The organism is Fictibacillus sp. 18YEL24, from assembly GCF_015903855.1.
GTDB classification, from domain to species: domain Bacteria; phylum Bacillota; class Bacilli; order Bacillales; family Fictibacillaceae; genus Fictibacillus; species Fictibacillus phosphorivorans_C.
Genome location: NZ_JACZDT010000004.1, coordinates 98412 through 125259, shown reverse-complemented (window position 1 = coordinate 125259; position 26848 = coordinate 98412). Strand labels below are relative to the sequence as shown.

Sequence of the window (26848 nt, the reverse complement as noted above, 5' to 3'; positions counted from 1 at the left end):
ACTTATTAAATCAATCCAAAATGCTTCAGTCCATGATAGATGCCGTCTTCATCAACAGATTTGGTTACAAAGTCAGCTGCGTCTTTTGCTTCTTGTAAACCATTGCCCATAGCGATTCCTGTTCCTGCTGATGTAAGCATCTCGATATCATTTAACGCATCACCAAACGCGTATACGTTTTCGGGCTTCATGTTCATCTCGTTCATGAAAGCCTGAATTCCTTTTGCTTTTGAACCACCCGTTGGCAAAATGTCTAACGCATTTTCATGCCAGCGTATAAAATCGAACGTGCCTTTGTATCCATCTCGATAAACATGTTCGTGCTGTTCTTGGCAGAATAATAAAACTTGATAAACTTCATTTTCCTTATAGAATCCTGGGTGGAACACGGGATAACTCGGCATGAGATTAAACGTACAGTTCTTAATGATCTCATGATTATCAGCATTACTTGTCGCTCTTTCATGATCAAGATAGACAAGAGGGTGACCTGCCTTCTCTGCTTCTTCTTCAATTTTAAGAATCGCTTCTCTAGATAAAGGCGTCTTGTGGATCACTTCATCTTTAAAAACAACATAAGATCCGTTAAAACTTACAAACGAATCAACCTCTAATTCCTCACGAATCGGTTCAAACATGAACGGGCCTCGCCCAGTAGCGATTGCTACATGTACGCCGTTCTTTTTCAACTGAATGATACTTTCTTTCGTGCTGTCAGGAATTTTTTTCTCATCATTTACTAGCGTTCCATCTATATCGAAAAATACTATTTTGTCATTCATATGCATCGTCTCCTGTTGAAAGTTCTTCCCTACAATAGTGGTACGATTCTGTATAAATGTCAAATCATGCGTTTGTATTACTTTCTTACGGATTGATTTACTCGAATCAATCCTTTTTCGGGCATTGATAGTAAGAATACTGTCAAAATAATTAGCATGCCACCAGCTGTTTGGTAACTTCCAAACGCCGTACCAAGCCAAATGACCGATACTAGCGTCGCCACTAAAGGTTCAGCGCTTCCAAGTAAACTCGTTTCTGTCGAGCTTATATACTTTAAAGAGTCTAAGTAAAGATAAAATGGCAATAGGGTACCGAATACCACTACAAATGAAAGCATCCCAACCAATGAGAATGACCAATCGATCTCATTTGCTTGCCACGGCTGAGTAAAGATGGAAACAGCAGAGCCACCGAGCAGCATAGCCCAACCTACGATCAAAGCAGAAGGATATTGTTTCAGCAGCCTTACAGGATAAACAGTATAAACCGCAACAGATATTCCTGACAGAACTCCCCAAAAAACAGCTTTTTCAGAAACAGTTATCTCTTGTAAACTTCCGTTCGTTAATAACAAAAATGTTCCTGATAGAGCCATCAGAACTGCGATCCATTCTTTTCGTTTTGGCCATTTCAAGAATTTTAACGCAAAGTAAACCGTAATAAAGACCGGGCCTAAAAATTGAAGCAGTGTTGCTGTTGGTGCATTTCCCGCTTCAATACTCAAAAAGAAGGTGAGCTGTGCTCCAAGCATGCCCGTTAAAGAAAATACGATCAAATCCAATCTGTCTTTTTTATTTCTCCACACTTCAAATATGTTGTGATGAAAAGAAATAAGAAATAACAGCAGCGCTCCAGCCATCACCATGCGGACTGATACTAACCATGTGGCAGTCATTGCTGAATGTGAAAAGATCCATTCTGCCGCATTTCCTGAGAATCCCCATAGTGAAGCTCCGGCTAATGCAAGTCCTATACCTTTCCACCGTAAATTTTCATTTTGTTTCTCCATCGTACACCCTCTTCCCAATTACATTGTTCTTAAGAAAGATTCACAGATTTACTCCATACTTTTTCAATTCCTCATAAACGTGCATCCTTCATTCATTATAGAACGAATCAGTGAAAATCAAATACATTTTCTTTATTCTAATTTCTACAAAATTAGTTTGCTATGTAGGAATCAGCTAGAGTTCAAAACTAGTCTAGTTTCAGCAAAAGTCCTAACAACAGAAAGCACTGAGCGATAGAAAATCGCTCAGTGCTTATCTAGAAAATAAAAATAGGGGGATGATGTATCATACGAAATTTACGGGTTTTGGTGTCGGTTAAGGCAAAAATATGCGAATACCTATTATATTCATCACTCAAGAAAAAACTTTTTCCATATGTGCATAAATTTGTTAAATATATACAAACTAGTAGTACAAGGAGGTGATACATATGGCACGTAACAATAACTCTAACGAATTAGTAGTAGCTGGAGCACAAGCAGCTTTGGATCAAATGAAGTATGAAATCGCTTCTGAGTTTGGTGTTCAACTAGGACCAGACACAACATCCCGTGCGAATGGATCTGTTGGTGGTGAAATCACTAAACGTCTTGTTCAAATGGCAGAACAACAACTAGGTGGCGGATACCGTCGCTAAACTGCAGTTAACATGAAGAAGTCATCCACAATATGCGGATGACTTTTATTTATTGGCTGTTTTCGTAAGCTTAGTTGCTTTTGGAAGCGTTGATTTCCGTTCCAGGCTGCTCGCTTTCCGCGGGGCAGGCGGTGAGCCACATTCGAACGTTTCACTTTTAAGTGTCTCACCTGCCCACCTGTCCCGCAGGAGTCTCTCACCTTCCACTCCAACCAACTATCAAAGAAGAAAATACAAAAGATTTAAAAGCAACAATCCCTTAGAATACAGGCTGTTTATTTATCTGACTTTATCTAGTTTGACTTGAATCAAGACTGGATCATGATCACTTGCTCGACCATGTTCTTCCATAAACTGTGAATTGATATGAACGATGTCCACTTTTGTTTTCTTCGCCATATTATTCGTTACTAAAATGTGATCAAGAACTTGAGCGTTTCCTTGATAAGAATACGTGTATCGCTCTTTAAATGGAACCTCTTCAATCATGTTCGTTAACTCATTGCCTTTAACTTTCTTAAGAGTCTTCGTAAACTCAAAATCATTGAAATCTCCTAGCAAGACTACCTTTGCATCCTTATCTTCACTCTTTACATTTTTAACAAACCCATTCACAATTCCCGCGATCTCTAAACGCTGCGCTTCACTTCCTAGGAAAGGAGGCTGATTTTTCCCAAACAGCGGTTGGTCTCCACCTTTTGAGTTAAAATGATTGGCAACTACAATTACGCTTTCACCTTTAAACATAAACTGTGCTGCGACAGGCTTACGGCTGTTTTGGAATGCCGGATTGGTAGGATCGATCCGTCCAGGGTTAGCAGTAAGCTTTCCATCTTTATAATCAACTGATTCTGTTGCTGTTCCTTTTGTTCCTTTTGCAAGGGAAACTCGTTCAGGATTGTAGATGAACCCGACTCGAATGTTACCACCAGGAATCCCGCCATCTTGTCCATCAACTGGAGCAATGTCTGTATACACATATTGTGGACCACCTTGCGCTGTAATCTCAGCAATTAATCGGTCAGCACTTGCTTGTGCATCTGTGGTACCGTCATTCGTTGGGCCGTTTCCATCTTGCATCTCAACAAGACCTACGATATCAGGTGCATTTAAATTACGAACGATCGATTTTGCGATACGTGTTACTTTTTCATCGCTCGTACTGTCACGTCCTTCTTCTAGTGCAGAGAAGTTCTCGACGTTGAAACTCGCGATCGTTAACTCTTTATGTTTTTCGTGAATTTTTGTAACTTCAGGTTTGGTTCTTCCTTCAACAAACGTTGGAAGCTCCTCACGATCAGCTAACACTTTATAGTTACCAAACCCGTAGCTCACAATACCTGTAATAGAGCCTAAGAAGAAATCTCCTGTTTTAGCAACAAACGATTCATCGTTAATATCGATAAATATTCGCTCAGGATTGTAATCAAACTCTGTGATGTTTAGACCACCTGATGAATTAAAGTCTTTTTGCTTCCAAAAATCAGGTACTACCACAAGTTCCCCGTAATTTTGAGGTGCAAGTACACCTGGATTTTTAACTTCTACAAGCATTCCTTCTAAACTTTCATAAAAATCAATGCCGTCTTCTTTTGGATCAAACACTCCAAAGTTATCATTGTCGATCACTTTTGTTGGCTGTTGCAGACCAAACAAACCGATGATCGTTGATTTTGGAAGTTTTTGTCCTTCTTGTAGTTTTGTAATGCGACTTCCATTAATTTCTGTAACAGCTAGATCTGTTTTTAATTTATCTGAATACCCTTCAAGTACCCATTCTTTTACTAACCCATCAACGGACACCAGATTTCCTTTGGCCTGTCCGTGATCTTTTTGGTAGACTAAGATTCCTTCAGATGTTCTATAGTCTCGGTCTGGCTTCACGTCTTGCATATAAAAATTATTGTTATCAACCACTTTTGTTACAATACCTTCAACGCCTTCTACTGCCTTGTTTGCAACAGGAGATTGATGTCCTGCTCCTTGAACATCATGGATACGAAGTCCAGATAGAGCAACTTGGTATTTAAATTCTGAAATGTTACTATTCTTTAATCCTTCCTTAACAGCAATAGCTTTAATCGTTACATCTTCATTTACTGTTATAGGAGCTGTGTAACGCGTGCTATCTGTAGTCGGATCTTGTCCGTCTAAAGTATAATAAATTTCCGCGTCTGTTGTTGCGGTAGAGAGTGCGACAGAAGCCCCTTTAGAAACAACTTGTCCTTCGACTGATGATTTCACTTCTTCCACTTGTGGTTCAGAAGGAGTACCATCAACAAATTGAAATTTGTTTACATTTTTAAGTCCTGGCACACTAAAATATGCCTCTAGTGTTCCTTCAAGTTGAATTTTCTTCCCTAAGTTCTCAGGATGATCAACGAGATTCAATGCACTTCTAGCAGCATTATTAGGCAACTGAACAGTCAGTATTTTCGTTTTATCTGTCTCGTTAGGCGAATCCGCAAGAGCTAAATTTGTATTCGCTGTAAATGGCCCCTCATGTTTGAATGAGATAGAAGACCCACTGCCTCCATGCACAGTTCCTACGATATACCCTTCAACTACCTGTGTTGATTTATCCTGCTTAACTAATGCTTCGCTAACCGTTAGAACGTCAGCTGCAGAAGCTGTTTGTTGCAGTGGCAAAACCATGCTAAGCACCATTACTAGCATGATACTTATATTTGTAAGCCTTTTCGTCATTTTCATGAACATATCTTTCCACCTGCCTCACTAATAGTATGTAAAACATGTAAATCCATGAAAAATATAACACAATTCTGTCGATTCAATTGTTAGTTTTATATTAAAACAGTTAGAAAGACTTACAAAGAATTTACAATATAGGACTCTGGTATGATTTTCAGCAAAAGAAAAGACACTTTCATCTGATCAAATTTTGATCAAAAGAAACTGTCAGTTTGTTCTATGAACGTTTAAATCTAGGGTGACTTGCTCAGCAAATAATTCAGGATTGTTTTCTTGAAGTATTGAAAGAAGCTTGTCCTTTCCTGCTGAACTGTCCAGCCATCTTTCTCCAACATCTGGCTCTAGCATTACTGGCATACGGTGATGATATTTTTCCATAGAAGAGTTGGACGCTTTCGTTAGAATAGAACAGGTAATTCTTTCTTCTGGCTGACCGTTGATTTCACCTTTCCACCTTGACCAAATTCCAGCAAATGCAAACGGCTTTTTATCTTTTAATGTAAATTGCAAAGGTTGCTTTTTAGCAATACCCTCATCTAAAATCCATTCGTAGAAGCCGCTGGCAGGAATCAAACATCTTTTTTGAAGAAAAGAGTCTTTAAAGCTAGGCTTTTCAAAAACGGTCTCACTTCTGGCATTCATTAATTTATTCCCTATTTTCGGATCCTTCGCCCAACTTGGAACAAGTCCCCATTTCATATATCCAGCTCTATTTCCTGTGCTAGCTTTTATTACAGAGAGAACTTTCTGACTAGGAGCAATGTTGAAGCGTTGGTCATAATCAAATTCATTTACTAAGTTAAATGCATCAATGATCACATCTTTTTCATAATAAAGCATTTATCGTCCACACAAAATATATCACCTCGGGTTCAACTTACGGATAATGCCGTCAATCGTGCAAAAACTAAAACAGGAGGTGAACACCATGAAAAATCCTGTTACTATTTATATGATCCTGCTATTTTGCATGATCTCTTTACTCATTATCATCGATTGGTTCTTAGGAATAGCACCAGCAACGGTTATAAAAAAATCTTTTATGTCTTTCTTTCACTATGTTGATAAAGTCGAATATTTCTTAGTCATTACTTTGATCCTTTTACCTATCCTGACATTTATTCTGTCGATGTTGATGGAGAAGAAGCAAAAGACTTAAGTTTCTTTCTTCTCAATAAGAATACAATAATGAACAGACTCGGTAAAACAACTTGAAACGGAATATGGATAAAATGTGGAACAATACTTAAACCCTCTTTAATATGCTCCACGTAATTTGCTGCTATAACAATGGATGACAATATTAAGACAATACCAATCGGGCCTATTAGCTTTTTTTCTTCTTTTACGCCGAAGATGTCTTGTGTTGCTTTAACAGCCACATAAAATAATACAGAGATCTTGAAGAATCCTCCAATAATTAGGGTGAACACCACTAGTGCATCCAACCTTTGAATAAATTCTCCTAAGTTAATCTTCGCAACGGCAGCAAGCAATGGGAAGTAGACATGAGTAGCAACATGCCCACCTAAAATCGCGATGTCCATCGCGACCGTTACACTTAAGATCAGACCACTTAGCATTATGGCAAATAAACCAACTGTGAGTGCTTTATTTTTCTTTGATGTTTTCAAATAAGGAAACAGCATCGTAAAGACCACCATCTCTCCAAAAGGAAAAGTCGGAGTTACGGGGAACGCTGCTTTCAAGACTGGTAAAAATCCTTGACCTAAGACGGGGAGAAGATAATTGTATTTCATCAAGTCTGCTGATAAAACGAGTACAGCAAGAGTGATACCTAGTAAAACGACTAATGAAAATATGATCTCCCCTGTTCTCACCAGTACTTCAAATCCTAATTTTAATACATAAACAATCGTAGCAATCATTAGCGCATTTACGACAATAATAGGTGTTTGGACAAAAACTGCGGATAGAAGAAGGCTTCCAAAGTCACGTAAAACACGAGCAGCTAGGTACATGAAGTACATTAGATATAGAAAACCAAATAGCTTTCCTATAGATTTCCCGAACAAGATCTGTAGATATTGTGTTAAAGATTGGTCAGGAAACTGTTTATATAGATAAAAATACCCTAGAAAAAGAACCATGCCAGAAACCATCCCTAAAAGTATCGCGATCCATGCATCTCTGCCGGCATCCATTCCTAGACCAACAAGGATCGCACTTCCAAGTTCAAATAAAACGATGATAATAAAGTATTGTTGGATATCGATCTTGATGGTCTTCATTATGGAGCCTCTTTCTTTTTCTTTTCTTCAAACAAGAATGGTGAAGTTCGAATACCTGACCTTCTAATTCGAGAATCAACGTTCACTTCCACTTTTAGTTCCGGAAAGATTTCTTTGTAGTTCTCTTTATAATCATTGCGCCATTTTCTTGGATTCTCGCGATACAATAATTCTCCAAATCCAAGAACATCACTGTTAAAACCTTGTGAAGCTGTAATTGTCTCTTGAATTTCTTTTTCAATGACTAGGTTTAATCTACTTTCGATATTAACGATTTCAGAAGGGTTTTCTAAGTTCACAGCACAGTTTGCTTCTGCAATATTCGCTTCTGGAAACACATCAAGCGTTATAGTCGGTATATTCCGCTTTGTATCTGCTGACAGTTCAGTGTTTGAACGAACAATTTCGATAGAATATCCGTTATCCTTATTCATACAAGGTACTGTGATTGCTGAACTAACAAGCTTTCCCTTTATCCACAGAACACCTCTCGCCTCAGGGCCATCCAACCAACCCTGCAGCTTGCCATCTCTGAATACTCCCATACCTGATAATTGAACTCTAGCAGGATCGCCTACTTCATAGTTTTGTGCTGTCATTGCCAACTTTTTGTCACCCGTTATCTTGATGCCGTTGATAATCGGTTCGCCGCCTTCATCAATAATAGATTGAAGCACTTCATTTATATCTTGCTGCATGTTTTCTCCCCAATTTTTCTCTGAAATCTTCAAAATTGTAGCCACTTCATCAGAAGTAACTTTATCGATGGCCGTAAACGTTCTTAATAATTTGGATGGTGTCGTATCTCTCGCTACCACAACCTGAATGGTCGAACGGACTTCTGGGTCTCGTGAAATCATATCGACGGCTTGATAGATACTATCTTTTGCTATTTTTTCACTAAAGACAAGCATCCTCGCATGCGCAAAAAATAAACGCCTTGATGTTTGTTTACTTGCTTTTCTCGTCGCTTCCATCAAGTTTCTACCTGTTGTCTCGTAAACGGTAAATACAGGTTGCTTTCCTCCTCCTGCTCCAGTTATGCCTGGTGCCACTTCGGTTGGATTGACTACTTGGTAGGTAACGATTAAATCCCCTTTTTTATCTAAGTTAATTCCAATTCCCATTACGATAGAAAGCTCATCCAACTCATTTTGATCCCAGCAGCCTGTTAAAAATAGAAGGCAAAGTGAGAGAGGAAGACAACTTTTTAAAAGTTTCAACGTGTTGTTTCCTCCTCGCGTTTCTTCTTAACCGAATAAGGTTGAGTGCGTGTTTGGTTTTTTTTCGAAAGCTTCTTTGGTCTTTTAAACAATTTGGTAATAGGAAATCGAAACAAACTATCTTTTAAATCTTGTGTTTGTATAGGAGCAAAAGGACTCAAATATGGATAACCAAAAGATCTTAAGCTTGTTAAATGTGCGATGATCACAATCAATGCAAGTGTAAGACCATAGAAGCCAAAAACAGATGAGACCAACATTAATGGAAACCGTAATAATCGAGCTGATGTGGCAACAGCGAAAGATGGAATAGCAAAGCTGGCTACAGCTGTAATTCCTACAACGATAACCATGGCAGGAGAAACAAGTCCTGCTTGAACAGCCGCCTGTCCCAAAACAAGAGCGCCTACAATTGAGACAGCGACTCCTACAGCACGGGGCATCCTAATGCCCGCTTCTCGTAATATTTCAAAAGTAATCTCCATGACTAACGCTTCTGCAATCGCAGGAAACGGAACACCTTCTCGCTGAGCTGCTATGCCAAACAATAAAGTTGTAGGAATCATGGCTTGATGAAAAGTGGTGAGTGCAATATAGATTGATGGTGCGATCAAAGAGATTATAAAAACTGAAAATCTTAATAAGCGCAGAAATGTACTGATGTCATATCTCATATAATAGTCTTCTGATGATTGAAAGAATTGTATGAATTGTGCAGGGGCGATTAGTACAAATGGTGTTCCGTTAATAATAATGCCCACACGACCTTCGAGAAGGTTTCCAATTACCACATCTGGTCGTTCTGTGTTCAAAAATTGGGGAAACACAGTAACAGTCTCATCTTGAATGAACTCTTCAAGTTGACCAGATTCTAGCAGGCCATCTGTCTTCACTTCTTCTATTCTTTCTTTTATTTCCTTAATCAATAACGGGTTTGCGATATTCTCTAGATAAACGATTGCAACATCGGTATGTGTGACCTCTCCTATTTTAAATTTTTCGATTCTAATATCTTTGGACCTAACCCGGCGTCTGATCAATGAGATATTCGTTTTAATCGACTCTGTAAAAGAATCCTTAGGACCACGAATCACAACTTCTGACGAAGGCTCTTCTATCCCTCTAACTTTTCCACCGGTCGTTCCTAGTTTAAGCCCTTTCGTATTCCCTTCAACTAAAAGAACACTGAACCCTGCCAGAAGAGCTTCCACTAGTTCATCTTCTGTTTCGACATCCAAAACTCTTCCTAGTGCTAATGCATTTTGTTTGATGTAATGTAATACATGGGCCACGGGTACTGGAGAAGATTGTTTATGAGATGACAGTGACATCAAGGGTGATAGAATAAACTCATTTAAAATTTGAGGATCGTTCATTTCTTCTAAGAATAATAAGGTTGCCGTAACCTTTTGTTCTAACTCAAATTCAAATTCACGAACGATTAAATCCATGGGGTCACCTAAGAGTGTCTTTACCCGATCAACCATTACATGGAGAATGGGACTAAGATCTCCGACAACCGTTTCTGCTGTTTCTTTCCTTTTAGAGGTTTCCATAGAAATGGTTTTGGACCGAAGAGAAGAAGGATCATCATGCTTTTTATCTGCTAACATATCCGTTAACTTTTTATGAGTTCTAATGATTGGACGTTTTCTTCTATTTCGCATAACCATCCACCTTTTTACCAAACTTTTCATAGCATTTGCACAACACGCTTTCGTTATGTACTAAAAAGAAACGATATCCATATCGGTGGAGTTTTACCTAAACTGCTTCTAACGGGCGGGCGGTCTCAGGCATACTTTATTGCACACAAAAAAGCCCCTGATCAAAAAACGATCAGGGGCTTTAACAATTAACAGTATAATGCCAGGGTTCTGTATCCCTGGCTGGAAAAAGGTAATTTAATTATAGCATCTTATTTTCAAAATGCGAATTTTATGAACTGCAAAATGCTAAAAATATATCTTTATGCTCACATGGGATCCCAAGGTTTTTTTACTCCGAACTCTTTGGCTAATTTTTTGCTTTCTTCTCTGCGTTTTTTCCTCGCGATCGCTCGTTCTGGTGCATGCTCATGCAGCCATTTTTCTTCTTCTGTTTCAGGTATGACTTTTGGCACTGGGGTGGGTTTCCCATCTTCATCTAACGCTACGAATGTTAGAAAGGAAACAGCGCAAACTTTTCGTTCTCCAGATAATAAATTTTCGGAGATCACTTTTACGAAGACTTCCATTGATGTTGTTTTCGTCCATGTTACGAATGATTCTAAACACACAGAATGTCCTTCTTTAATCGGCTGTAAAAAATCAACAGAATCCGTCGATGCCGTAACTACATTCTTTCGCGCATGTCGAATTGCTGATATAGCAGCAACATCATCGATGTAAGCCATCAATTTTCCTCCAAATAACGTACCATGATTATTTGTATCAGGTGGTAGTACTACAGAGGATTTAACCGTCCGAGATTCACGAACAAACTTTTCTTCCATGATCAAAACTCCTATTCTTGTCTCTTCATCACTAGTATATGTTGAATGTCCAAATATTAATGAAAGACCTCTGCTTAAACGGATAAGCAATGAGGTCTTCATTAAGGTGTTTTATTATTTTTTCACGACTGCATGGCCACCAAATTCGTTACGAAGTGCTGCAACGACTTTACCGTGGAACGTGTCGTCTTCTAATGAACGGAAACGCATGAATTGTGATAATGCGATAACTGGAGCAGATGCTTGGTAGTCAAGAGCAGCTTCAACTGTCCAGATCCCTTCACCTGAAGAGTTCATCACGCCGCGGATGTCTTCAAGTTTTGGCTGTTTGCTGAATGCGTTCTCCATAAGTTCGATCAGCCAGCTACGGATAACTGATCCATTGTTCCATACTCTAGAAACCGCTTCATAGTCGTAATCGAAGTCACTTTTATCTAAGATCTCAAAACCTTCTCCGATCGCTTGCATCATACCGTACTCAATTCCGTTATGAACCATTTTCAAGAAATGACCAGAACCTGCACGGCCAGTGATCATGAATCCTTTTTCCACACAGATTTTTTCGTATAGAGGAGCAAGATAGTTAACTGCATCGTCATCTCCACCCATCATTGCACAAAGACCGTAACGAGCTCCGTCAGTTCCACCGCTCGTACCAACATCTACAAGATGGATGCCTGCTTCTTTTAGTTCCTCATAGCGGCGAAGAGTGTGCTTGTACATGGAGTTACCAGCGTCAACGATAATATCGCCTTCTGTTAAATGCGGCTTTAATTGTTCGATTACTTGGTCAACAATCTCTCCAGCTGGAACTAAAAGAATTACCGCTTTTCTTCCTGTGAAAGAATTAGCAAGTTCTTCGATCGAGTCAACACCTTTAACACCTTCTGCCGAAATCTCTTTAACAGTGTCTTTGTTAACATCTGTAGCGAAAACCGTATTTCCTTTATCATTCATGTTCAGTGCCATATTGAAGCCCATTTTTCCAAGGCCGATTAAACCGATTTCCATTGTACATATCACTCCAATTTATGTATTTATGTCTGTTTTGTATTATTCCACAAAATAAAGGCGATTAACCTCTACTTGCAACACTGTCTATTAGAGTATCTAAAAATGAGGAAAAAAACAATTATTTCAGTTCGTTTTGTATGAAATTACAGAGAAAAATTTTAAAATCATAAACATTTGTCCCAAGCATTCTCATTTTGTCCTCATAATCTATAGAATCTCTATTGTTGGAGGACCTTTTATGAAAAAAATTGTAATGCTAGCTCTGATCGGCCTCATGGCTCAGCTCATTGACGGCTCTCTCGGCATGGCATATGGCGTTACTTCTACGACTCTTTTGTTAGTTGTTGGTTTCTCACCGGCATTAGCTTCGGCTTCTGTTCATCTATCTGAAGTTGTGACATCTGCTGTCTCAGGCTATTCACATCTTAAATTCGGAAACGTTGATATGAACACAGTGAAAAAGCTTGTCATTCCAGGAGCGATCGGAGCATTCTTAGGTGCTGCTTTTTTAAGTTATATTCCTTCGACTTTTATAAAACCGTACATCTCCTTATTTTTATTAGGACTTGGCTTTTATGTGTTGTTCCGCTTTTTACTGATAAAAGTGAACGTGAATATAGAAACTGATTCTACAGTAAGCACAGCTAAGAGAAGGATGTATCAGCCATTAGGACTCCTCGCTGGGTTTATGGATGCGACAGGAGGCGGAGGATGGGGGCCCATTACGACTCCTATTCTGCTCACACAGAAAAACCTTACACCCAGTAAAGCGATCGGCTCTGTAAACTTCAGTGAATTTGCTGTTTCATTATCAGCTTCTATCGGTTTCTTTTTATTTATCGGTTGGGAGACCATGCTTTGGCAGGTCGTAGTTGCGATGATGTTAGGTGGGATTATAGCAGCTCCTTTTGCAGCATGGCTCGTGCAAAAGCTTAAACCAGCACTATTAGGAGTCCTTGCAGGGGGCTTAATCATCATAACGAACTTAAGAACAATTCTGAACGAATTTATTTCAGTGGATTTGTTTACAGAAAAGTCAGCCTTGTTGCCTCTTCTTATTCTATGGGGTATTTTGATCGTCTTTGCCGTTCGAAAGAAAGCGTAAGAAACAGAAACGAGCATAGATGATTGAATGCAAAACAGCCAGAATGTGCATCCCGGATGGACATTCTGGCTGTTTGTAATTGTGTGGGGTCAGACCCCTATTCTTCGAACCAGAGGAGGCCGAGGGTGCCAGCGCCGACGTGGACACCGATCGCAGGGCTCAGTTGCCCTAGATTGAATGTAATATGAGGGTACTTCTCTCTTAAGAGATGAAGCCAATCCTCTGCTTTCTCTGAGGAGCCGCTGTATACGACGCTTACACCGTATGCACCTTTATTCTGTGCAGATTCCTCAAATAAAGCAAGAACGCGGGATTCTGCTTTTTTTAATGTTCTGATCTTTTCGAATGGTACGAGTGAACCATCGTCAAAGGTAAGTATAGGTTTGATCTGAAGAAGATTTCCAACAAGGAAGCTCGCGCCAGATAACCTGCCGCCTTTTCTTAGCTGTTCAAGACTTCCGATGCATACATATCCTTTTACATGATCTGCCGTTTCACGAAGCATCATAGCTATATCTTCGGCTTCTAGGCCCTCCTCTTCAAGCTTTTTCCCTTTTAATAAAAGTTGTTTCATGGATTCAGATAATATTTTTGAATCCACAATATGCACAGGGAAATCTGCCATCTCCGCGCCAAGTCTTGAACCGTTTATCGTGCCGCTGAATTTTTCAGAAACATGAATGGCAATTCCACAATCATAGTTATGTTTTAGAACTTCATAAAAGTCAGAGAACTCACCGACTGTTGGCTGGCTCGTTTTTGGGAGCTCAGAAACATTTTCAAGTTTTGCATAAAATTCATCCGGAGTAATATCTATACCGTCTTTATAAATTTTATCTTCCATTATGACAGATACAGGAATAATGTGAATGCCAAGTTCCTTCGCTTCTTCCTGTGTGATGCAGCTTGTACTATCTGTAATCCAAGCAATACGTGCCATATTGCACATCCCCCTTTATCTCTCTATTTTTTATTAGATAATAATAAGAGAATTCCTCTATTAACAGAAAAATATATTTTTATTTCTAAATTAAACCTATATTTCAATAGTTTAAATACTAGCACAGAGATACACATTGAAAACTAGATACTTTATACTACTCTTTAATGGAACTTATCGGAAATTTATATTAAAATAGGAGTAATGTAAGCTAAGGAGGCAGTACTGTGAAAGTGGTGACAGATAGTAGAAATGTATTAATGGAAGTAGAGCGTATAGAGAAAGCGTTTAATGAGATCATGGACGTGATAAAGCCTGAGATTTGGGAAGAAGAAGAGATAACTTCTACTCAATTCCAAATATTAAAGACTTTATCATCACGTGAGAAATGGACGGTTTCTGAGATTGCTGACGCTATGAAAGTACGTGCAAGTGCTACTACCGTTATCATCGACCGACTTGTTAAAAGAGGACTAGTAGATCGTTATCGGTCTGACCTCGATCGAAGAATTGTATACGTGCAATTAAATGAAACCGGTTTAGTAGCGTTTCATGCAATTCAAGAAAAAAGAAACGGTGTACTGATTAAGTACATGTCACAGCTCACTGATAAACAGCTTGCGGATATGGTTCAATGTATTGAACACCTTTCTTCAATAGTAAAGAACTAATACTAAAAAACTGCTTATAACAATGACCGCAGATTAGTTTTCCTACCTTTCATACTACGAAATCAACACGTTATCCTATGGAATAACGTGTTTTTAAATTTATTCTTACTTTATTTGGATAAACCCTAACATTTTACCTTATTTGTACGATATAACATACGAAGACTAGTACAAAAGTTTTAATACATGAATATGTCAATTAGGGGTCTAACATGTCAAAGATAAAAAGACTGGAACGGCTACTGCTTTCCATAAACTCAAAAAAACATTTTACCTTAAAGGAATTAGCCGATGAATTCGGAGTATCTACTAGAACGATTCAGCGAGATTTATTGAATCTTATTGAGATGGGTCTCCCCATCGTTTCTGAGTTCGGACCACACGGCGGATATCGAATCGAAAATGACCGGATCCTACCTCCTATCGGATTTACCGAAATGGAAGCTTCCTCTATTCTTTTTAGTTTACAGACATTCACTGAAACGAGTTTTCCATTTCAAACGCAAAGTAGATCAATAGTAAATAAACTTCATCATTTCATGCCAGAAGATGCTAAGGATAATTGGGCGCAGATTCAAAAACGGCTTTTTGTTCAGCTTCCGATGCCTACGAAGAATCAAATCGCACCAATCATCCTTGAAGCTTCAATCAAGCAAAAGATTGTTACGATTCTTTATACGATGAATGAACAAAAATTGTATAGCAACATTCAACTGATCGGCCTCTTTAGCGAAAATGGTGAATGGTATTGTCCCGCATACTGTTATTCACTTATGGATTATCATATTTTTAAACTATCAGATATTAAACACGCTGTGATCAACTATGAACCGATAGAAGTGAAAGACTTTACTAACGTAACCATTCAAAATTGGGCATCTCAGATCTCACCAAGAAACTACGTTAGACTAGAAGCAGAAATTTCACAAGATGGTTTGAATTATTGTGAGTCTCATCCTTTTCTACGGCAATTTATAAGAACGAAAGAAAATGGTCTATATCGTTTGTCAGGAGATATTTTGGCAACTTATGTTGATAGAGCTGCTGAGTATTTATGGACATTAAAAACAAATATCTCGATACAATCTCCTAAAGAAATCAAAGAGATTCATGCACGTTGGGCAAAGGATATCTCTCTTCAATATGAACTTATTTTAAATATGTAATCAAATTGATACATATTTTTCCTCTTTTAGGCGTATACTATAAGTAGAACAGAAAAGGGGGATATCTATGGCTTTTTTTTCAAAACAACCTGCAGAGCCGATTCCAGACGTAGAAACGAAGGTTTGGGCATGTACGAGTGATGGATGCTCTTGCTGGATGCGCGCTGACTATTCTTTGCAAAAAGAACCGCAATGCCCCATTTGCAAATCTGCAATGAATGAAGAAGTTCGTATGCTTCCAGAATTAAAAAGTTAATGAAATAAATAGAAATCGGCCGGGTGCTCGTTGCCCGGCTTTTTCTATTTCTCCAAAATAGCTCCTATAAGTTGTCATACTCTTTCCCCCCTTATTTCTCCTTCCAATATACTAGCTTAAATCCTACAGCTCACTTCACCTTTTTATACTTCATGTTTATCATTTATACGTTCCGGGTAGGGTTTTATACAGACTAAAAGGAGGATTTATACTATGCCTAACTATACAAATACACCAACGACTACTGCGGAACCGGTTTTTACACATTCCGATTTCCAAACACGAGAAAACGCTGATACTAACGTTAGCAAGAAAAGTAATGCCTCTGGTTTTGCTACAGGATTAGTAGTGGGAGGTCTTGTAGGAGCTGCAGCAGCTCTGTTATATGCACCTAAAAACGGAAATGAATTTAGAAACGATCTTCGCGATTCATCTATTAAATTAAAAGAACTAACACAGCAAATGAAAGATGAAACCATGTTGAAAGCGAAACTTGGGACGATGGATGCTAAAGATACTGTCGCATCTTTAAAAGAAAAATCAGGAAACCTTTCTCTATCTGCTCGTCAAAAGCTACAAGAAGCAAAGAATACGGCGAGTGAGGTAAAAAGTGAAACAAAAGCTGCGATTGATGAAGCAAAACAAGAAAATGATAATTATCAAACCAACGCTAACACGCAAACTAAAGCAGTTGTTACGCCACGTACACTTTCTTCAACAGATACACAACAAAAAACAGGTACAGATTCTTCTTATGAGAAAAAACAAAGCGATGTAAACAATCGTTCAATTTAATCGTAAGAAAGATAAAAAGCCGAGACGTTGCGTCCGGCTTTTTTCCTTGGCTATTTTAATAAACGTAACCCATTTAAGATCACTAATATGGTACTTCCTTCATGCCCGATCACGCCCAATGGCAAAGTGAGAAACTGTAGGTAGTTCGCACATAATAAGAGAAGTATTACACTGATTGAAAAGAAGATATTTTGTTTAATGATCTTTGAAAGCCTTTCAGACAGCCTCATCGCATAGAGCAGCTTACTCAGATCATTTTTTACGAGTACAACATCTGCGGTCTCGATGGCAGCATCGCTTCCCATACCCATCGCAACACCTACATCTGCTATAGCGAGTGCTGGCGCATCGTTCACTCCATCTCCAATCATCGCTACAACCGCATCTTTTTCTCTCCACTTCTTCACGGTGTTCACCTTATCTTCAGGCAAACATGAATAACCAATCTCATCGACCTTCGCGATTCTTCCGATCATCTCTGCTCCTCGCTTAGAGTCACCCGTTAGCATGATCGTTAAGATTTGTTTTGATTGTAATTCTTTTATCGCCTTAACGGTTTCTTCCCTCACTGTATCTCCTAAAAGAAAATAAGCTGCGAGTTGATCGTTAGCTGTTACATATACAACCGTATGTCCTGTGTCTTTTGCTTCATCGTCTAGATTCATCAGAAGCTCAAACTCTTGTTTTTCCGTTATGTCCGTCCACTTGCGACTCCCTATTTTCCAAATGGTACTTTGAATATCAGCTTTCACACCTTTTCCTGGCACATCTTCAAACGCCGTCAGTTCTATAGGCGTTTTTTCTGGACGAACTTTAAGGTATTCATTAATGGCGTTTGCGAGTGGATGTATGCTATTTTTTTCAATTTCATAGATGATCGAGATCAACTTTTCTTTGCACCAAGAGGTCTGGAGAAATTCAGCGTGTTTCACAGTTGGTCGGCCTTTTGTTAAAGTACCTGTTTTGTCAAAAGCGATAACGTTTACTAAACTCAGTTTCTCCAAAAAGACACCGCTTTTGAATAGGATTCCGTTCTTAGCTGCGTTAGATAACGAAGCTAGCAGTGCTGGCATGGTCGAGGCTACAAGTGCACAAGGAGAAGCCACGACTAGCAGAACACAAGCACGGTACAAAGATTCTGAATAACTCCAAACCCCTATCGAACTAGGCACTAAAAAGGTTAATGCCGCAGCCAGCAACACGAAAAGAACATATTTTGTTTCAAACTCCTCTATTTTTCTTTGAACAGGTGGTGCATCATTCTGTGCATTATTGACGAGGTCTATCATTCTTTGAAATACTGAGTCTTTCATATGTTTTGTAACAGAAATCTCTAACAATCCAGATTGGTTTAACGTTCCTGCTAATACTTCTGATGAGGTATGGACTTCGCGAGCAAGAGGCTCACCGGTTAATGCAGATTCATTAATAAAGGAGTTTCCTTTTACAATTACACCATCAGCAGGTACCCGCTCTCCTGGTTTAACTTTTATTAGGTTACCAGGTTCTAAAGATGAAGCCTCTACTCTCAGTTCCTTATCCTCTAACAAAAGCCATGCTTCTTCCGGTTGTAAAGATAGTAATGCTTTAATCTCTTTATCGCTTTTTTGTAAGGTATACATTTCTAGAGCGCCAGAATAAGCAAAGATTAGGATCAATACAGCTCCCTCTCCCCAATAGCCGATCGCTGCAGATCCAATTGCGGCAAACATCATAAGAAGTTCAACGTTCAATTGTCGGTCTTTTATGCTTTCCTGAATGCCTTCGACTGCTTTTGCATAGCCTCCTACGATAAAAGCCAACAAATAAAAGAGAACATAGTAAGGAGAATCTGAATATTTTTCCATCATCCAAGCGGTTAATATGAAGATACCAGACGTTGTTGCCATTAACAGTTGTGTACGTGCAGAGAGTTCCAATGGACTTCCCCTCCTGCGTATTTGATAATAACTATCATCCTCAAGTACCCTTAAAAAGCAGAAATGCTGCCGTCTTTTACGACAGCAGCCTGAAAACTATCCAATATTCGGTTCCTAGCACTAACATTGTATGTGAAATTTGCATTTTGGTGACTTATTATTATTTATATTATACATGTTAACCTAACAATTTAGAATATTTATAACGGAAGATTTCTTTTCTTGAACGCAGCCACACTAAGCATAAATAAGAGGAATGTTAAAATGCCTAGTGCACATCCGATCCAGAGCGCCTCCGTCTCGTTATTAATCATCTTGATCGGATCATACCATTTAAAGATCGTAAAGTTTAACATCCATTCTGTTTTCTCGCTTAACTTTCCGGCCATGTTCAACATATAAAATAAAAGCGTAATTCCTGCAGAGATCCCGAGCGCTTTCTTCTCATCATTATTTACAGAGGAGATGAAGAAGCAATAACCAGCGATCGACGAGAAAACAAGGAAAGTGAGTAGATTCAATGTAATAAAAGAAGGAACGTCTAATTGATAGCCATCGATCAGCCACTCGCTTGCTGCAATACCACTAAGCGTTGTAAAACCTACGATTAATGCCAGCCCGGTAAGCAAGACTGCTGCTTGTGTAATGGCAACCTTTACTCTTGAATTAGGGGTGGCAAGCAAGTAAGCCATAGAGCCTTGGTCGACCAGTCGTGCCATCACTCGAGTCGAAGTCAAAATTACATAAACCATCAATATGATCAGAAACAACATCCCATAAAATTCACCCGCTATATAGTCTGACAAGGAATTTATGCCATTCTCCATACCGATCAGCTTCCGCATACCTTCTGGCAGTGCAGCGATCATTTCGTTAAATCCTTTCATATCAGCAATAGAGGGATATATCCAAATGATTAGTACAATATAAGCTGAAGCACCGTAAATGAATCCCCCTAACATCTTTCCGTGACTTTTCATCATCGCAAGATATAAAGGCAAGCTCATTTCTCCACTTCCCTTCTGTCATAATAATGCATGAATATATCTTCTAAATCCTGAGGCCGTGTATCGATATGTTGAACATCACAACGACTCAAAAGCTGTACAAATTCTTGATCGTTACCTTGTACCGTTACATGAATGGTTCTTGCGCCTTTGACTTCAGTAATAAGCGGTGATTGAATGATGTGTTCCATGTCACCCTCAGACTTCACTTTCACTTCAAATACTCGGCGTTGTACTCTTCTTAACAAATGCATATCTTCTAACGCCACTAACTTTCCATCTTTTATGATTCCGGCCGAATCACATGTTCGTTCGATCTCTTGAAAACTGTGTGATGACATGAGTATCGTTTTGTTATTTTGTTTTTCTTCCAAGATAAGATCAATGAAGACGCGTTGCATGAGCGGGTCAAGCCCAGATGTAGGTTCATCTAAGATAAGGACTTGAGGGGAATGCATAAACGCTGCGATGATACCCACTTTCTGTTTCATTCCTTTAGACATCTTTCTTATCGGTGAGTTTACGTCTAACTGAAATCGTTCTATTAACTCGTCTCTGCGTTTTATGCACTCTTGCTTTCGCATCTTTTGAACGAGGGACAAAAAGCCAAGCCCTGTCATTCCTTCTAAAAAGACAATCTCACCTGGCAAGTATCCTGTTTTTTCTTGAATACGCGCAGCGTTTTTCCAGCAGTCCATTCCATCGATTGAAGAATAGCCACTATCTGGTTTCATAAAGCCCATTAAATGACGAATGGTTGTTGATTTACCTGCTCCATTCGGACCAATATATCCAAACACCTCGCCTTTTTTTACTTCAAAATTCAGATCGAACAATCCTTTTTTATCCGTAAACCGCTTTGAGAGCCCCTTTACCTGAATCATCCTCACACCCACCTTTTTGAAATATTGAACAATGTATATTTCAAAATAATCATAAGTCTTTTCTTCCCACTAAGCAATACTTTTTGAAATATGTTATTTGTTATTTTTCAAAATGTGTTTTATCCTAGTAAAGAGGTGAAGAGTCTTGAACGGATATGAACGTCGAAAGGAACAAAAGAAAAAAGATATTAAGAAAGCTGCTTTCTCCCTGTTTCAAAAACAAGGCATCAAAGAAATTAAAATAGAAGATCTAGCAAGACATGCCGGGGTATCTCAAGTTACCATCTATAATCACTTTGGAAGCAAAGAAGCTTTGTTTCGGGAAGTGATTAAAGAGTTTGTTGCCGATGAATACGATTTTCATAAAGAGCTCTTTCACAAGGATCTTTCTTTCAAAGAAAAAATGACCTCAAGTATTCTTCATAAAACGGATAACATACAAAATATTCATCCTGAAGTTATAGAAGAGATGATGTTAAACGATGAAGAATTAAAATTATTTTTAGCTGACTTTCAAACGAAGTATAGCATTCCGTTATTAGTTGACCTGATTAAGGATGCTCAAAACAATGGTGAGATCAACCCTGACCTTTCTATGGAGTCCATCATGGTATACATCCAGCTTTTTAATAACAATATGCTCATCTCCATGATTACAGGCGAGAATGGAAAAAAACTTGCAACAGATATCTTTCAAATGTTTTTCTACGGGCTTTCACTGCCAATAGATTCTAAAGAGTTCCTTTAGGGAATGATGTAAGAAAAGAATGTAAAGTTTTTATTTCATTTCTAAACGTTTGTTAATTCCAAGTTAGTTGAACGTTAAAAGAAAGCTTAACTATGTAAAGCTTTTGTAAATTATTGATTACAATTCATTCTTTTTCGACAAAAACTCTTATTTTTTTGTATAATGTGTTGGGTGGTTAAAAAAGAAAAAAATGACTGCCACAAAAAACGTAAAAGAAAAAGGATAAAAGACATTTCTTTTGGAGGGTACTATGTTTACAAAGAAAAAGGATAAGTTCATGGTCATGCTAACGGATATTGCTAGCAACTTGAAAGATTCTGCTGGTTATTTCCACGATTTCAAAATTAATAACGAAAATGATCTTCGCGAATTCGCAGACCATTTAAAAGAACTTGAATCAAAAGGTGATTCTTATGTTCATACCGTTATCATGGAACTGAACAAAGTTTTTATTACACCTATTGAAAGAGAAGATATCTTATCACTTGCTATGAGCATGGATGATATTCTAGATGGTATCGAGCAATCTTCTGCTTTGTTTGACATTTACGCAATTACAAACCCAGATCAATACATGGTTAAATTTGTAGAATACATCAAGTTAAGTGCGGAAGAAATCCTGCTTACTGTTAATTTGTTATCTGAGAAGAAACTTCTTGATATGCGTGAACATGCAATCAAGATTAAAGATTACGAATCAAAATGTGACGATCTATACCGTGAAGCTCAACGAGAATTGTTTGCCACTCAAACAGATCCGATCAAAGTTATCAAGTATAAAGAAATGTATGAAGTGCTTGAAGGCATTGCCGACAGCTGCCAGAACGTTGCAAACACATTAGAATCTATCATTATGAAAAACGCGTAACGGGTGGCTGGTATGGATACAGTATTACTCATTACCATTCTTGTTGTAATCGGTGCGCTAGCATTTGACTTTATTAATGGATTTCATGATACAGCGAACGCGATTGCAACATCTGTTTCAACAAAAGCTTTAACACCAAGAAGAGCTATTATTCTAGCTGCAGTCATGAACTTTGTCGGAGCCATGACATTCACTGGTGTTGCTAAAACGATCACAAAAGACATCGTTGACCCATTTACACTTCCTAACGGGTCAGTCGTTATTCTCGCTGCTCTTGTAGCGGCCATCGCTTGGAACTTGATCACTTGGTACTATGGTATCCCAAGTTCATCGTCACATGCGATCATCGGTTCTATCGCTGGTGCTGCCATTGCAGCTGCTGGTTTTGAAGCACTTCATTATTCTGGTTTTCTAAAAATTATTTATGGTTTGCTTCTTTCTCCAATTCTAGCATTTATCGTAGGTTTTATATTTTATAACGTTATTAAGATGGTATTTAAGAATACGAATTTAACGAAAACGAATAACGGTTTTCGTAAAGTACAGGTAGCTACTGCCGCTCTCCAAGCTTATTCACACGGTACGAATGATGCGCAAAAAGCGATGGGGATCATCACGATGGCATTAATCGCGAACGGCTACACAGATAGCACAGACATTCAGCTTTGGGTACAGGTATCCTGTGCGCTTGCTATGGGTCTTGGTACATCTGTAGGTGGTTGGAAAATCATCAAGACGGTTGGCGGAAAGATCATGAAAATCCGTCCTGTTAATGGGGTTTCAGCTGATTTAACGGGAGCATCTGTTATCTTTGGTGCATCTTTCTTAGGTATTCCTGTAAGTACAACGCACGTTATCACTTCTTCTATCTTAGGGGTTGGTGCGTCTCACCGATTAAAAGGAGTTAAATGGGGAACGGCTAAGACGATGATCATCACTTGGTTCATCACACTTCCAATTTCAGCAACATTAGCAGCACTCTCTTATCTCGTACTAAACTTAATCTTTTAGTCACAGTTAAGCCTTCCGTTATTCGTTAACGGAAGGCATTTTTGTTTTGTTTTACTTTTTGCCAGTGATTCGGATGAGTTAACCTAACAGGTAGTTTTGTTTCAGCATTTCCTTTAGCTGAATTTACTTGTGCTTGTGTTAAAAAGATACTCCCTCTTAAGTCTGCACCACTTATATCAGCATCACGTAAATCCGCCCCTATTAAATCTGATTTTCTTAAGTCCGCATATTTTAAATCTGCCGCTATGAAAAGAGCACCTCGTAAATTTGCGCCACGAAGATCTGCATTTTGAAGATTACTACCGATAAAATCACTGGTCTTGCCTGTTATTTGATACTTCTTATGCTTGTATTCTTCTCTTACTAAATGGCTCGTACGAATCAGCAACTCGTTCATCCTTATACGAATTTCTGCTACGTTCATCATTTTGATCTCTGAAGCTCGGCGTAGAGTAAGATTTTCTATTTCGCTTATAGCCACTTTTAATTCTTGATGGATAGGTTTTGTTACGCTAAGGTTCATCGCCTCAGTTAGGTAATAGATCATTTCTTGAAGTTGTTGCATGATTGGAAAAACATCAAACATCTCGTTCGCTAGCTCTGGATTAGTCTCCCAATCCATTCCTGAAAAAGTGTTTTGTGAGACTTTTTGTCCTGCTCCAAAACACTCATATACCGTACAACCTTTAAACCCTTGATCTCTTAGATGTTGGTGAATCCCACAGCGGAAATCGTCTTGTAAGTTTCTACAAGGCGTTCCACTGTCTTTATCAAAAGCAAAATCAGCAGATTTTGCGTAAGGTAGCGCCACACAGCAAAGGCCAAAGCAACGAGAACAGTCTGCTTGCAATGAAGAATTCATCTGTACACTTCCTTTATCAACGACACATTGTTCATTCTTGTTACGTTAAGAATAACATTTTCATAATGATTTGAGGATAGAGAACTTTCCTTTTTTCCCATAAAAAAATCTCTAACTCAAAATAAGATGAGTTAGAGATGAAAATAAATTATGCGCCTTTTTGTTCTGTTAAAGAACCTGTCTTTTTCAAGAGCCAGTTCTTACCTTCAACTAAACGAGCCGTCATCATACTTGCGACATTATCACCTGTCGCGTTCAGTAATGTGGCTGGCGGATCAATAATGGCAGAGATCGCAGCGATAATCGGCAGTGCTTCTGGAGGAAAACCGAACAGTGATAGAATCAGCATCTCCGCGATCAGTCCACCTTGAGGGATTGCTCCCATTACCATACCCACTAAAAGGGCTACTCCACCAACTAAAAGATACGTGTTGATGCCTGAGAAATCCATATCAAATATTCCAAAAAGAAAAGTAATCTTTAATACCCCACCAATAACAGATCCGTCTTTATGCAGTGTTGCACCAAGAGGAATCGTCGTTTCACTAATATCGTCAGGTACGCCCATTTTCTTAGTAGCTTCTATGTTAACGGGAATACTCGCAGCAGAACTGCACGTTGCAAGACTCGTAACAGATGGCGAGAGCATGTTTTTCCAAAACACACGAATACCAAGCTTTCCATGAGCCATGAACGCGTAAAGCGTAAAGAAGCCGAAGAAATAAATAATAGAGAACGGATAGTAGAATAAGACTGCTTTAAAGTAAGAACCAAGCAGCGTTGGACCGAATTCACCAACAAGTGCTGCAAAATAGGCTCCTAAACCGATCGGGGCATAATACATCACGTATTTTACCATCTGAAGTGTAACTTCACTTCCTGCTGAGAGGAAGTTAGCGAGCGGCTTAGCTTTTTCTCCCACTTTAGATGTTGCAAGACCTAACAACACAGAAAAAAGAATAAGTGCTAACATATTCGCACGACTTAATAAATCGACAAAATCAGGAACCGTAACTGTACTTACTAGCTGATCACCAATCGATACTTCTTCACCCGTTGTATCAGGTTTCACTAGATCAATCTTCACACCCTCTGAAGGCGGAAAGATTTTAATACCAGCCATACTAATAATAGCTGCTACCGTTCCAGTGAATAAAAAGACGATCATCATAGAGCTGATGATTTTACCGAAACGCTTTGAACCAGCCATGCTTGCAACACTCGATGAGATTGAAAAGAACACGAGTGGAACAACAATCATGAACATAACGTTTAAAAACAGATCGCCGAACGGTTTAAGGACAGCAGCGTCCTTTCCCATCGTAGAACCGATTATACTTCCCGCAATAATCGCGAGCAGTAATATGATCGGCGAGCGATATGCTTTCCAAGTATTTTTCATAAAACATTCTCCCCTTAAATAGATTCATAATCACTCTATCTATTTTATACGGAAAAAATATTTTTCATAGAGGTCAAATCAAAATAGTACTATTTTCTAGACAATGTCTCTACAGAAAGTTGCTTAGTTATATGAAATAGTTCTTTTTGAATAGCAAAACCGATTTTTTTATAAAGATGGATCGCTAGCTTATTTTCATTGTTGACGCACAGATCAATATGCTTCAAATGCGGATTGCTGAGCATCCAAGTGACAGCATACGTTAAAAGCTGCACACCGATTCCTTTTTCTCTATGCATTTCATCTACAGCGAAGAACTCAATAGAGCCTTCACCAAACTGTGGTTGTATCTCTACATAAATATAACCCACCACTTCATTCTCAATTTGATATACAAATACTTTATGAAACTCGTTTAATCGTTCAATGATCTGTTGTGAATTGTAATACGTCGAAGGAAAATAGGTATCATGCAAATTCTTGAAATCATTCTTATCCCTTTCTGTATATTCTTTAATGTTATTCACTGCAGCTGTGTTTGTTATTGCTTCCTTGGTGATTGATAGAATGGTGTGTTTGCTTTTTTGGTCTATCATATCGTTATGAGTTAGAAACTTTTTGAGGTCTGTATGATCTGTAGAGATAAAAAAATGAACCGTTTCAATCGTTTGAGGTATGAGCTGGAGTAGGAGATCCCAAAGCTCTTTTGTAATCTGCTGGTGCTCACTATGTGTAATAAAAGGACCCCATATTTCGGCGTTCCGGTTTTCAAGGTCGGCATCAAATCCAAGAACTCCCACTAGAAAGTCATTCTCATAGGCCAACACAAAAGATTCCTGATAAGGAACATCTGAGAGGTCTTCTTTCAGCGAATGAAGAATTTCGTGTTCCATTTCACCGCAATAGCCGCAATGTTTGGATGCCACTCTGTTTTGGACTGCGATGAACTTTGCAATTTCTTTAGCTTTTGAAGAATCTGCTTTTACGAGAGTAATCACGTTATTCCTCCTAAGTCATTTTCTATTCGTTTAAGTTTAACATATTGTTCCATTTCGAAAATAAAAAGACTTCATGATAGAAGTCTTTTTG

Annotated in this window: 27 protein-coding genes; 10 read left to right on the top strand and 17 right to left on the bottom strand. The window is 38.6% G+C overall.

All coding sequences use genetic code 11. From position 1 onward, the window contains the following. Positions 1-5: 5 nt before the first annotated feature. Entirely contained in the window at positions 6-782 is a 777-nt protein-coding gene (locus HU823_RS13800) for a Cof-type HAD-IIB family hydrolase (protein ID WP_144701369.1), read from the bottom strand. Positions 783-859: 77 nt separating this feature from the next. Then, positions 860-1792, bottom strand: a complete 933-nt coding sequence (locus HU823_RS13795; protein WP_197222445.1) for a DMT family transporter — start codon at positions 1790-1792, stop codon at positions 860-862. A gap of 431 nt (positions 1793-2223) precedes the next feature. Between HU823_RS13795 and HU823_RS13790 the strand changes: the two genes are divergently transcribed. Then, positions 2224-2430, top strand: coding sequence for an alpha/beta-type small acid-soluble spore protein (locus HU823_RS13790; RefSeq protein WP_066288466.1), 207 nt, complete (start codon positions 2224-2226; stop codon positions 2428-2430). Here HU823_RS13790 and HU823_RS13785 read toward each other — a convergent pair. The 3 genes from HU823_RS13785 to HU823_RS13775 all read right to left on the bottom strand — a co-directional run bounded on the left by HU823_RS13785 (position 2427) and on the right by HU823_RS13775 (position 5982). Continuing rightward, complete coding sequence (locus HU823_RS13785) at positions 2427-2600, bottom strand: hypothetical protein (RefSeq protein WP_186320555.1); 174 nt, start codon at positions 2598-2600, stop codon at positions 2427-2429. The two genes, HU823_RS13790 and HU823_RS13785, sit on opposite strands and share 4 nt — an antisense overlap. Before the next feature lie 109 nt (positions 2601-2709). After that, complete coding sequence (locus HU823_RS13780; RefSeq protein WP_305069403.1) at positions 2710-5142, bottom strand: DUF6359 domain-containing protein; 2433 nt, start codon at positions 5140-5142, stop codon at positions 2710-2712. Positions 5143-5349: 207 nt separating this feature from the next. After that, complete coding sequence (locus HU823_RS13775; protein ID WP_197222443.1) at positions 5350-5982, bottom strand: SOS response-associated peptidase; 633 nt, start codon at positions 5980-5982, stop codon at positions 5350-5352. Between the two features lie 88 nt (positions 5983-6070). On the opposite strand from HU823_RS13775, the gene HU823_RS13770 reads away from it, so the two are divergent. Next, complete coding sequence (locus tag HU823_RS13770; RefSeq protein WP_144701377.1) at positions 6071-6301, top strand: hypothetical protein; 231 nt, start codon at positions 6071-6073, stop codon at positions 6299-6301. On the opposite strand, the gene HU823_RS13765 is transcribed toward HU823_RS13770, so the two are convergent. From HU823_RS13765 to gnd, 5 genes are all read right to left on the bottom strand, one after another. Further along, on the bottom strand, positions 6261-7394 hold the full coding sequence (locus tag HU823_RS13765; protein WP_197222442.1) for a GerAB/ArcD/ProY family transporter: 1134 nt from the start codon (positions 7392-7394) through the stop codon (positions 6261-6263). The genes HU823_RS13770 and HU823_RS13765 overlap by 41 nt on opposite strands. Next, positions 7394-8617: a Ger(x)C family spore germination protein gene (locus HU823_RS13760; protein ID WP_197222441.1), complete on the bottom strand. Its 1224-nt coding sequence runs from the start codon at positions 8615-8617 to the stop codon at positions 7394-7396. Before HU823_RS13760 ends, HU823_RS13765 begins: the two co-directional genes overlap by 1 nt. After that, complete coding sequence (locus HU823_RS13755) at positions 8614-10284, bottom strand: spore germination protein (RefSeq protein ID WP_231607461.1); 1671 nt, start codon at positions 10282-10284, stop codon at positions 8614-8616. The genes HU823_RS13760 and HU823_RS13755 overlap by 4 nt, the downstream gene beginning before the upstream one ends. Positions 10285-10592: 308 nt before the next feature. Then, entirely contained in the window at positions 10593-11111 is a 519-nt protein-coding gene (locus HU823_RS13750) for an acyl-CoA thioesterase (protein ID WP_144701383.1), read from the bottom strand. Positions 11112-11225: 114 nt separating this feature from the next. Continuing rightward, on the bottom strand, positions 11226-12122 hold the full coding sequence (gene gnd, locus HU823_RS13745; RefSeq protein ID WP_197222440.1) for a phosphogluconate dehydrogenase (NAD(+)-dependent, decarboxylating): 897 nt from the start codon (positions 12120-12122) through the stop codon (positions 11226-11228). Positions 12123-12363: 241 nt separating this feature from the next. Here gnd and HU823_RS13740 point away from each other — a divergent pair, with 241 nt between their 5' ends. Beyond that, positions 12364-13230, top strand: a complete 867-nt coding sequence (locus tag HU823_RS13740) for a sulfite exporter TauE/SafE family protein (RefSeq protein ID WP_144701385.1) — start codon at positions 12364-12366, stop codon at positions 13228-13230. A 97-nt stretch (positions 13231-13327) separates the two neighbouring features. Here the strand turns inward: HU823_RS13740 and HU823_RS13735 are convergent, their stop codons facing one another. Further along, complete coding sequence (locus HU823_RS13735) at positions 13328-14170, bottom strand: DegV family protein (protein ID WP_197222439.1); 843 nt, start codon at positions 14168-14170, stop codon at positions 13328-13330. Between the two features lie 227 nt (positions 14171-14397). On the opposite strand from HU823_RS13735, the gene HU823_RS13730 reads away from it, so the two are divergent. From HU823_RS13730 to HU823_RS13715, 4 genes are all read left to right on the top strand, one after another. Continuing rightward, the gene (locus tag HU823_RS13730; RefSeq protein ID WP_137789994.1) at positions 14398-14841 is read left to right on the top strand and encodes a MarR family winged helix-turn-helix transcriptional regulator; all 444 of its coding nucleotides are present in this window, start codon (positions 14398-14400) and stop codon (positions 14839-14841) included. A gap of 212 nt (positions 14842-15053) precedes the next feature. Then, entirely contained in the window at positions 15054-16007 is a 954-nt protein-coding gene (locus HU823_RS13725; RefSeq protein WP_197222438.1) for a helix-turn-helix transcriptional regulator, read from the top strand. 67 nt (positions 16008-16074) lie between these two features. Then, a complete protein-coding gene (locus HU823_RS13720) occupies positions 16075-16263 on the top strand; it encodes a cold-shock protein (protein WP_066392730.1) in 189 nt (62 codons plus the stop codon). A 213-nt stretch (positions 16264-16476) separates the two neighbouring features. Then, positions 16477-17058 carry a YtxH domain-containing protein gene (locus tag HU823_RS13715; RefSeq protein WP_197222437.1) on the top strand — a complete coding sequence of 194 codons (582 nt, stop codon included), beginning with the start codon at positions 16477-16479 and terminating at the stop codon, positions 17056-17058. Between the two features lie 50 nt (positions 17059-17108). Here HU823_RS13715 and HU823_RS13710 read toward each other — a convergent pair whose 3' ends face one another. The 3 genes from HU823_RS13710 to HU823_RS13700 form a co-directional block, all read right to left on the bottom strand. Next, on the bottom strand, positions 17109-18977 hold the full coding sequence (locus HU823_RS13710; protein ID WP_231607460.1) for a heavy metal translocating P-type ATPase: 1869 nt from the start codon (positions 18975-18977) through the stop codon (positions 17109-17111). A gap of 200 nt (positions 18978-19177) precedes the next feature. Next, entirely contained in the window at positions 19178-19984 is an 807-nt protein-coding gene (locus tag HU823_RS13705; RefSeq protein WP_197222436.1) for an ABC transporter permease, read from the bottom strand. Further along, positions 19981-20868, bottom strand: coding sequence for an ABC transporter ATP-binding protein (locus HU823_RS13700; protein WP_197222435.1), 888 nt, complete (start codon positions 20866-20868; stop codon positions 19981-19983). The genes HU823_RS13705 and HU823_RS13700 overlap by 4 nt, the downstream gene beginning before the upstream one ends. A 145-nt stretch (positions 20869-21013) precedes the next feature. Here HU823_RS13700 and HU823_RS13695 point away from each other — a divergent pair, with 145 nt between their 5' ends. The 3 genes from HU823_RS13695 (at position 21014) to HU823_RS13685 (ending at position 23495) form a co-directional block, all read left to right on the top strand. Next, a complete protein-coding gene (locus tag HU823_RS13695; protein WP_197222434.1) occupies positions 21014-21616 on the top strand; it encodes a TetR/AcrR family transcriptional regulator in 603 nt (200 codons plus the stop codon). Positions 21617-21866: 250 nt separating this feature from the next. Then, on the top strand, positions 21867-22484 hold the full coding sequence (locus HU823_RS13690; RefSeq protein ID WP_144701399.1) for a DUF47 domain-containing protein: 618 nt from the start codon (positions 21867-21869) through the stop codon (positions 22482-22484). Positions 22485-22496: 12 nt separating this feature from the next. Beyond that, positions 22497-23495 carry an inorganic phosphate transporter gene (locus HU823_RS13685; RefSeq protein WP_144701401.1) on the top strand — a complete coding sequence of 333 codons (999 nt, stop codon included), beginning with the start codon at positions 22497-22499 and terminating at the stop codon, positions 23493-23495. A gap of 25 nt (positions 23496-23520) precedes the next feature. Here HU823_RS13685 and HU823_RS13680 read toward each other — a convergent pair whose 3' ends face one another. From HU823_RS13680 to HU823_RS22315, 3 genes are all read right to left on the bottom strand, one after another. Beyond that, positions 23521-24357 carry a pentapeptide repeat-containing protein gene (locus HU823_RS13680; RefSeq protein ID WP_144701403.1) on the bottom strand — a complete coding sequence of 279 codons (837 nt, stop codon included), beginning with the start codon at positions 24355-24357 and terminating at the stop codon, positions 23521-23523. 148 nt (positions 24358-24505) lie between these two features. Further along, complete coding sequence (locus HU823_RS13675; protein ID WP_197222433.1) at positions 24506-25759, bottom strand: dicarboxylate/amino acid:cation symporter; 1254 nt, start codon at positions 25757-25759, stop codon at positions 24506-24508. 89 nt (positions 25760-25848) lie between these two features. After that, positions 25849-26757, bottom strand: coding sequence for a GNAT family N-acetyltransferase (locus HU823_RS22315; protein WP_197222432.1), 909 nt, complete (start codon positions 26755-26757; stop codon positions 25849-25851). Between the last annotated feature and the right edge of the window lie 91 nt (positions 26758-26848).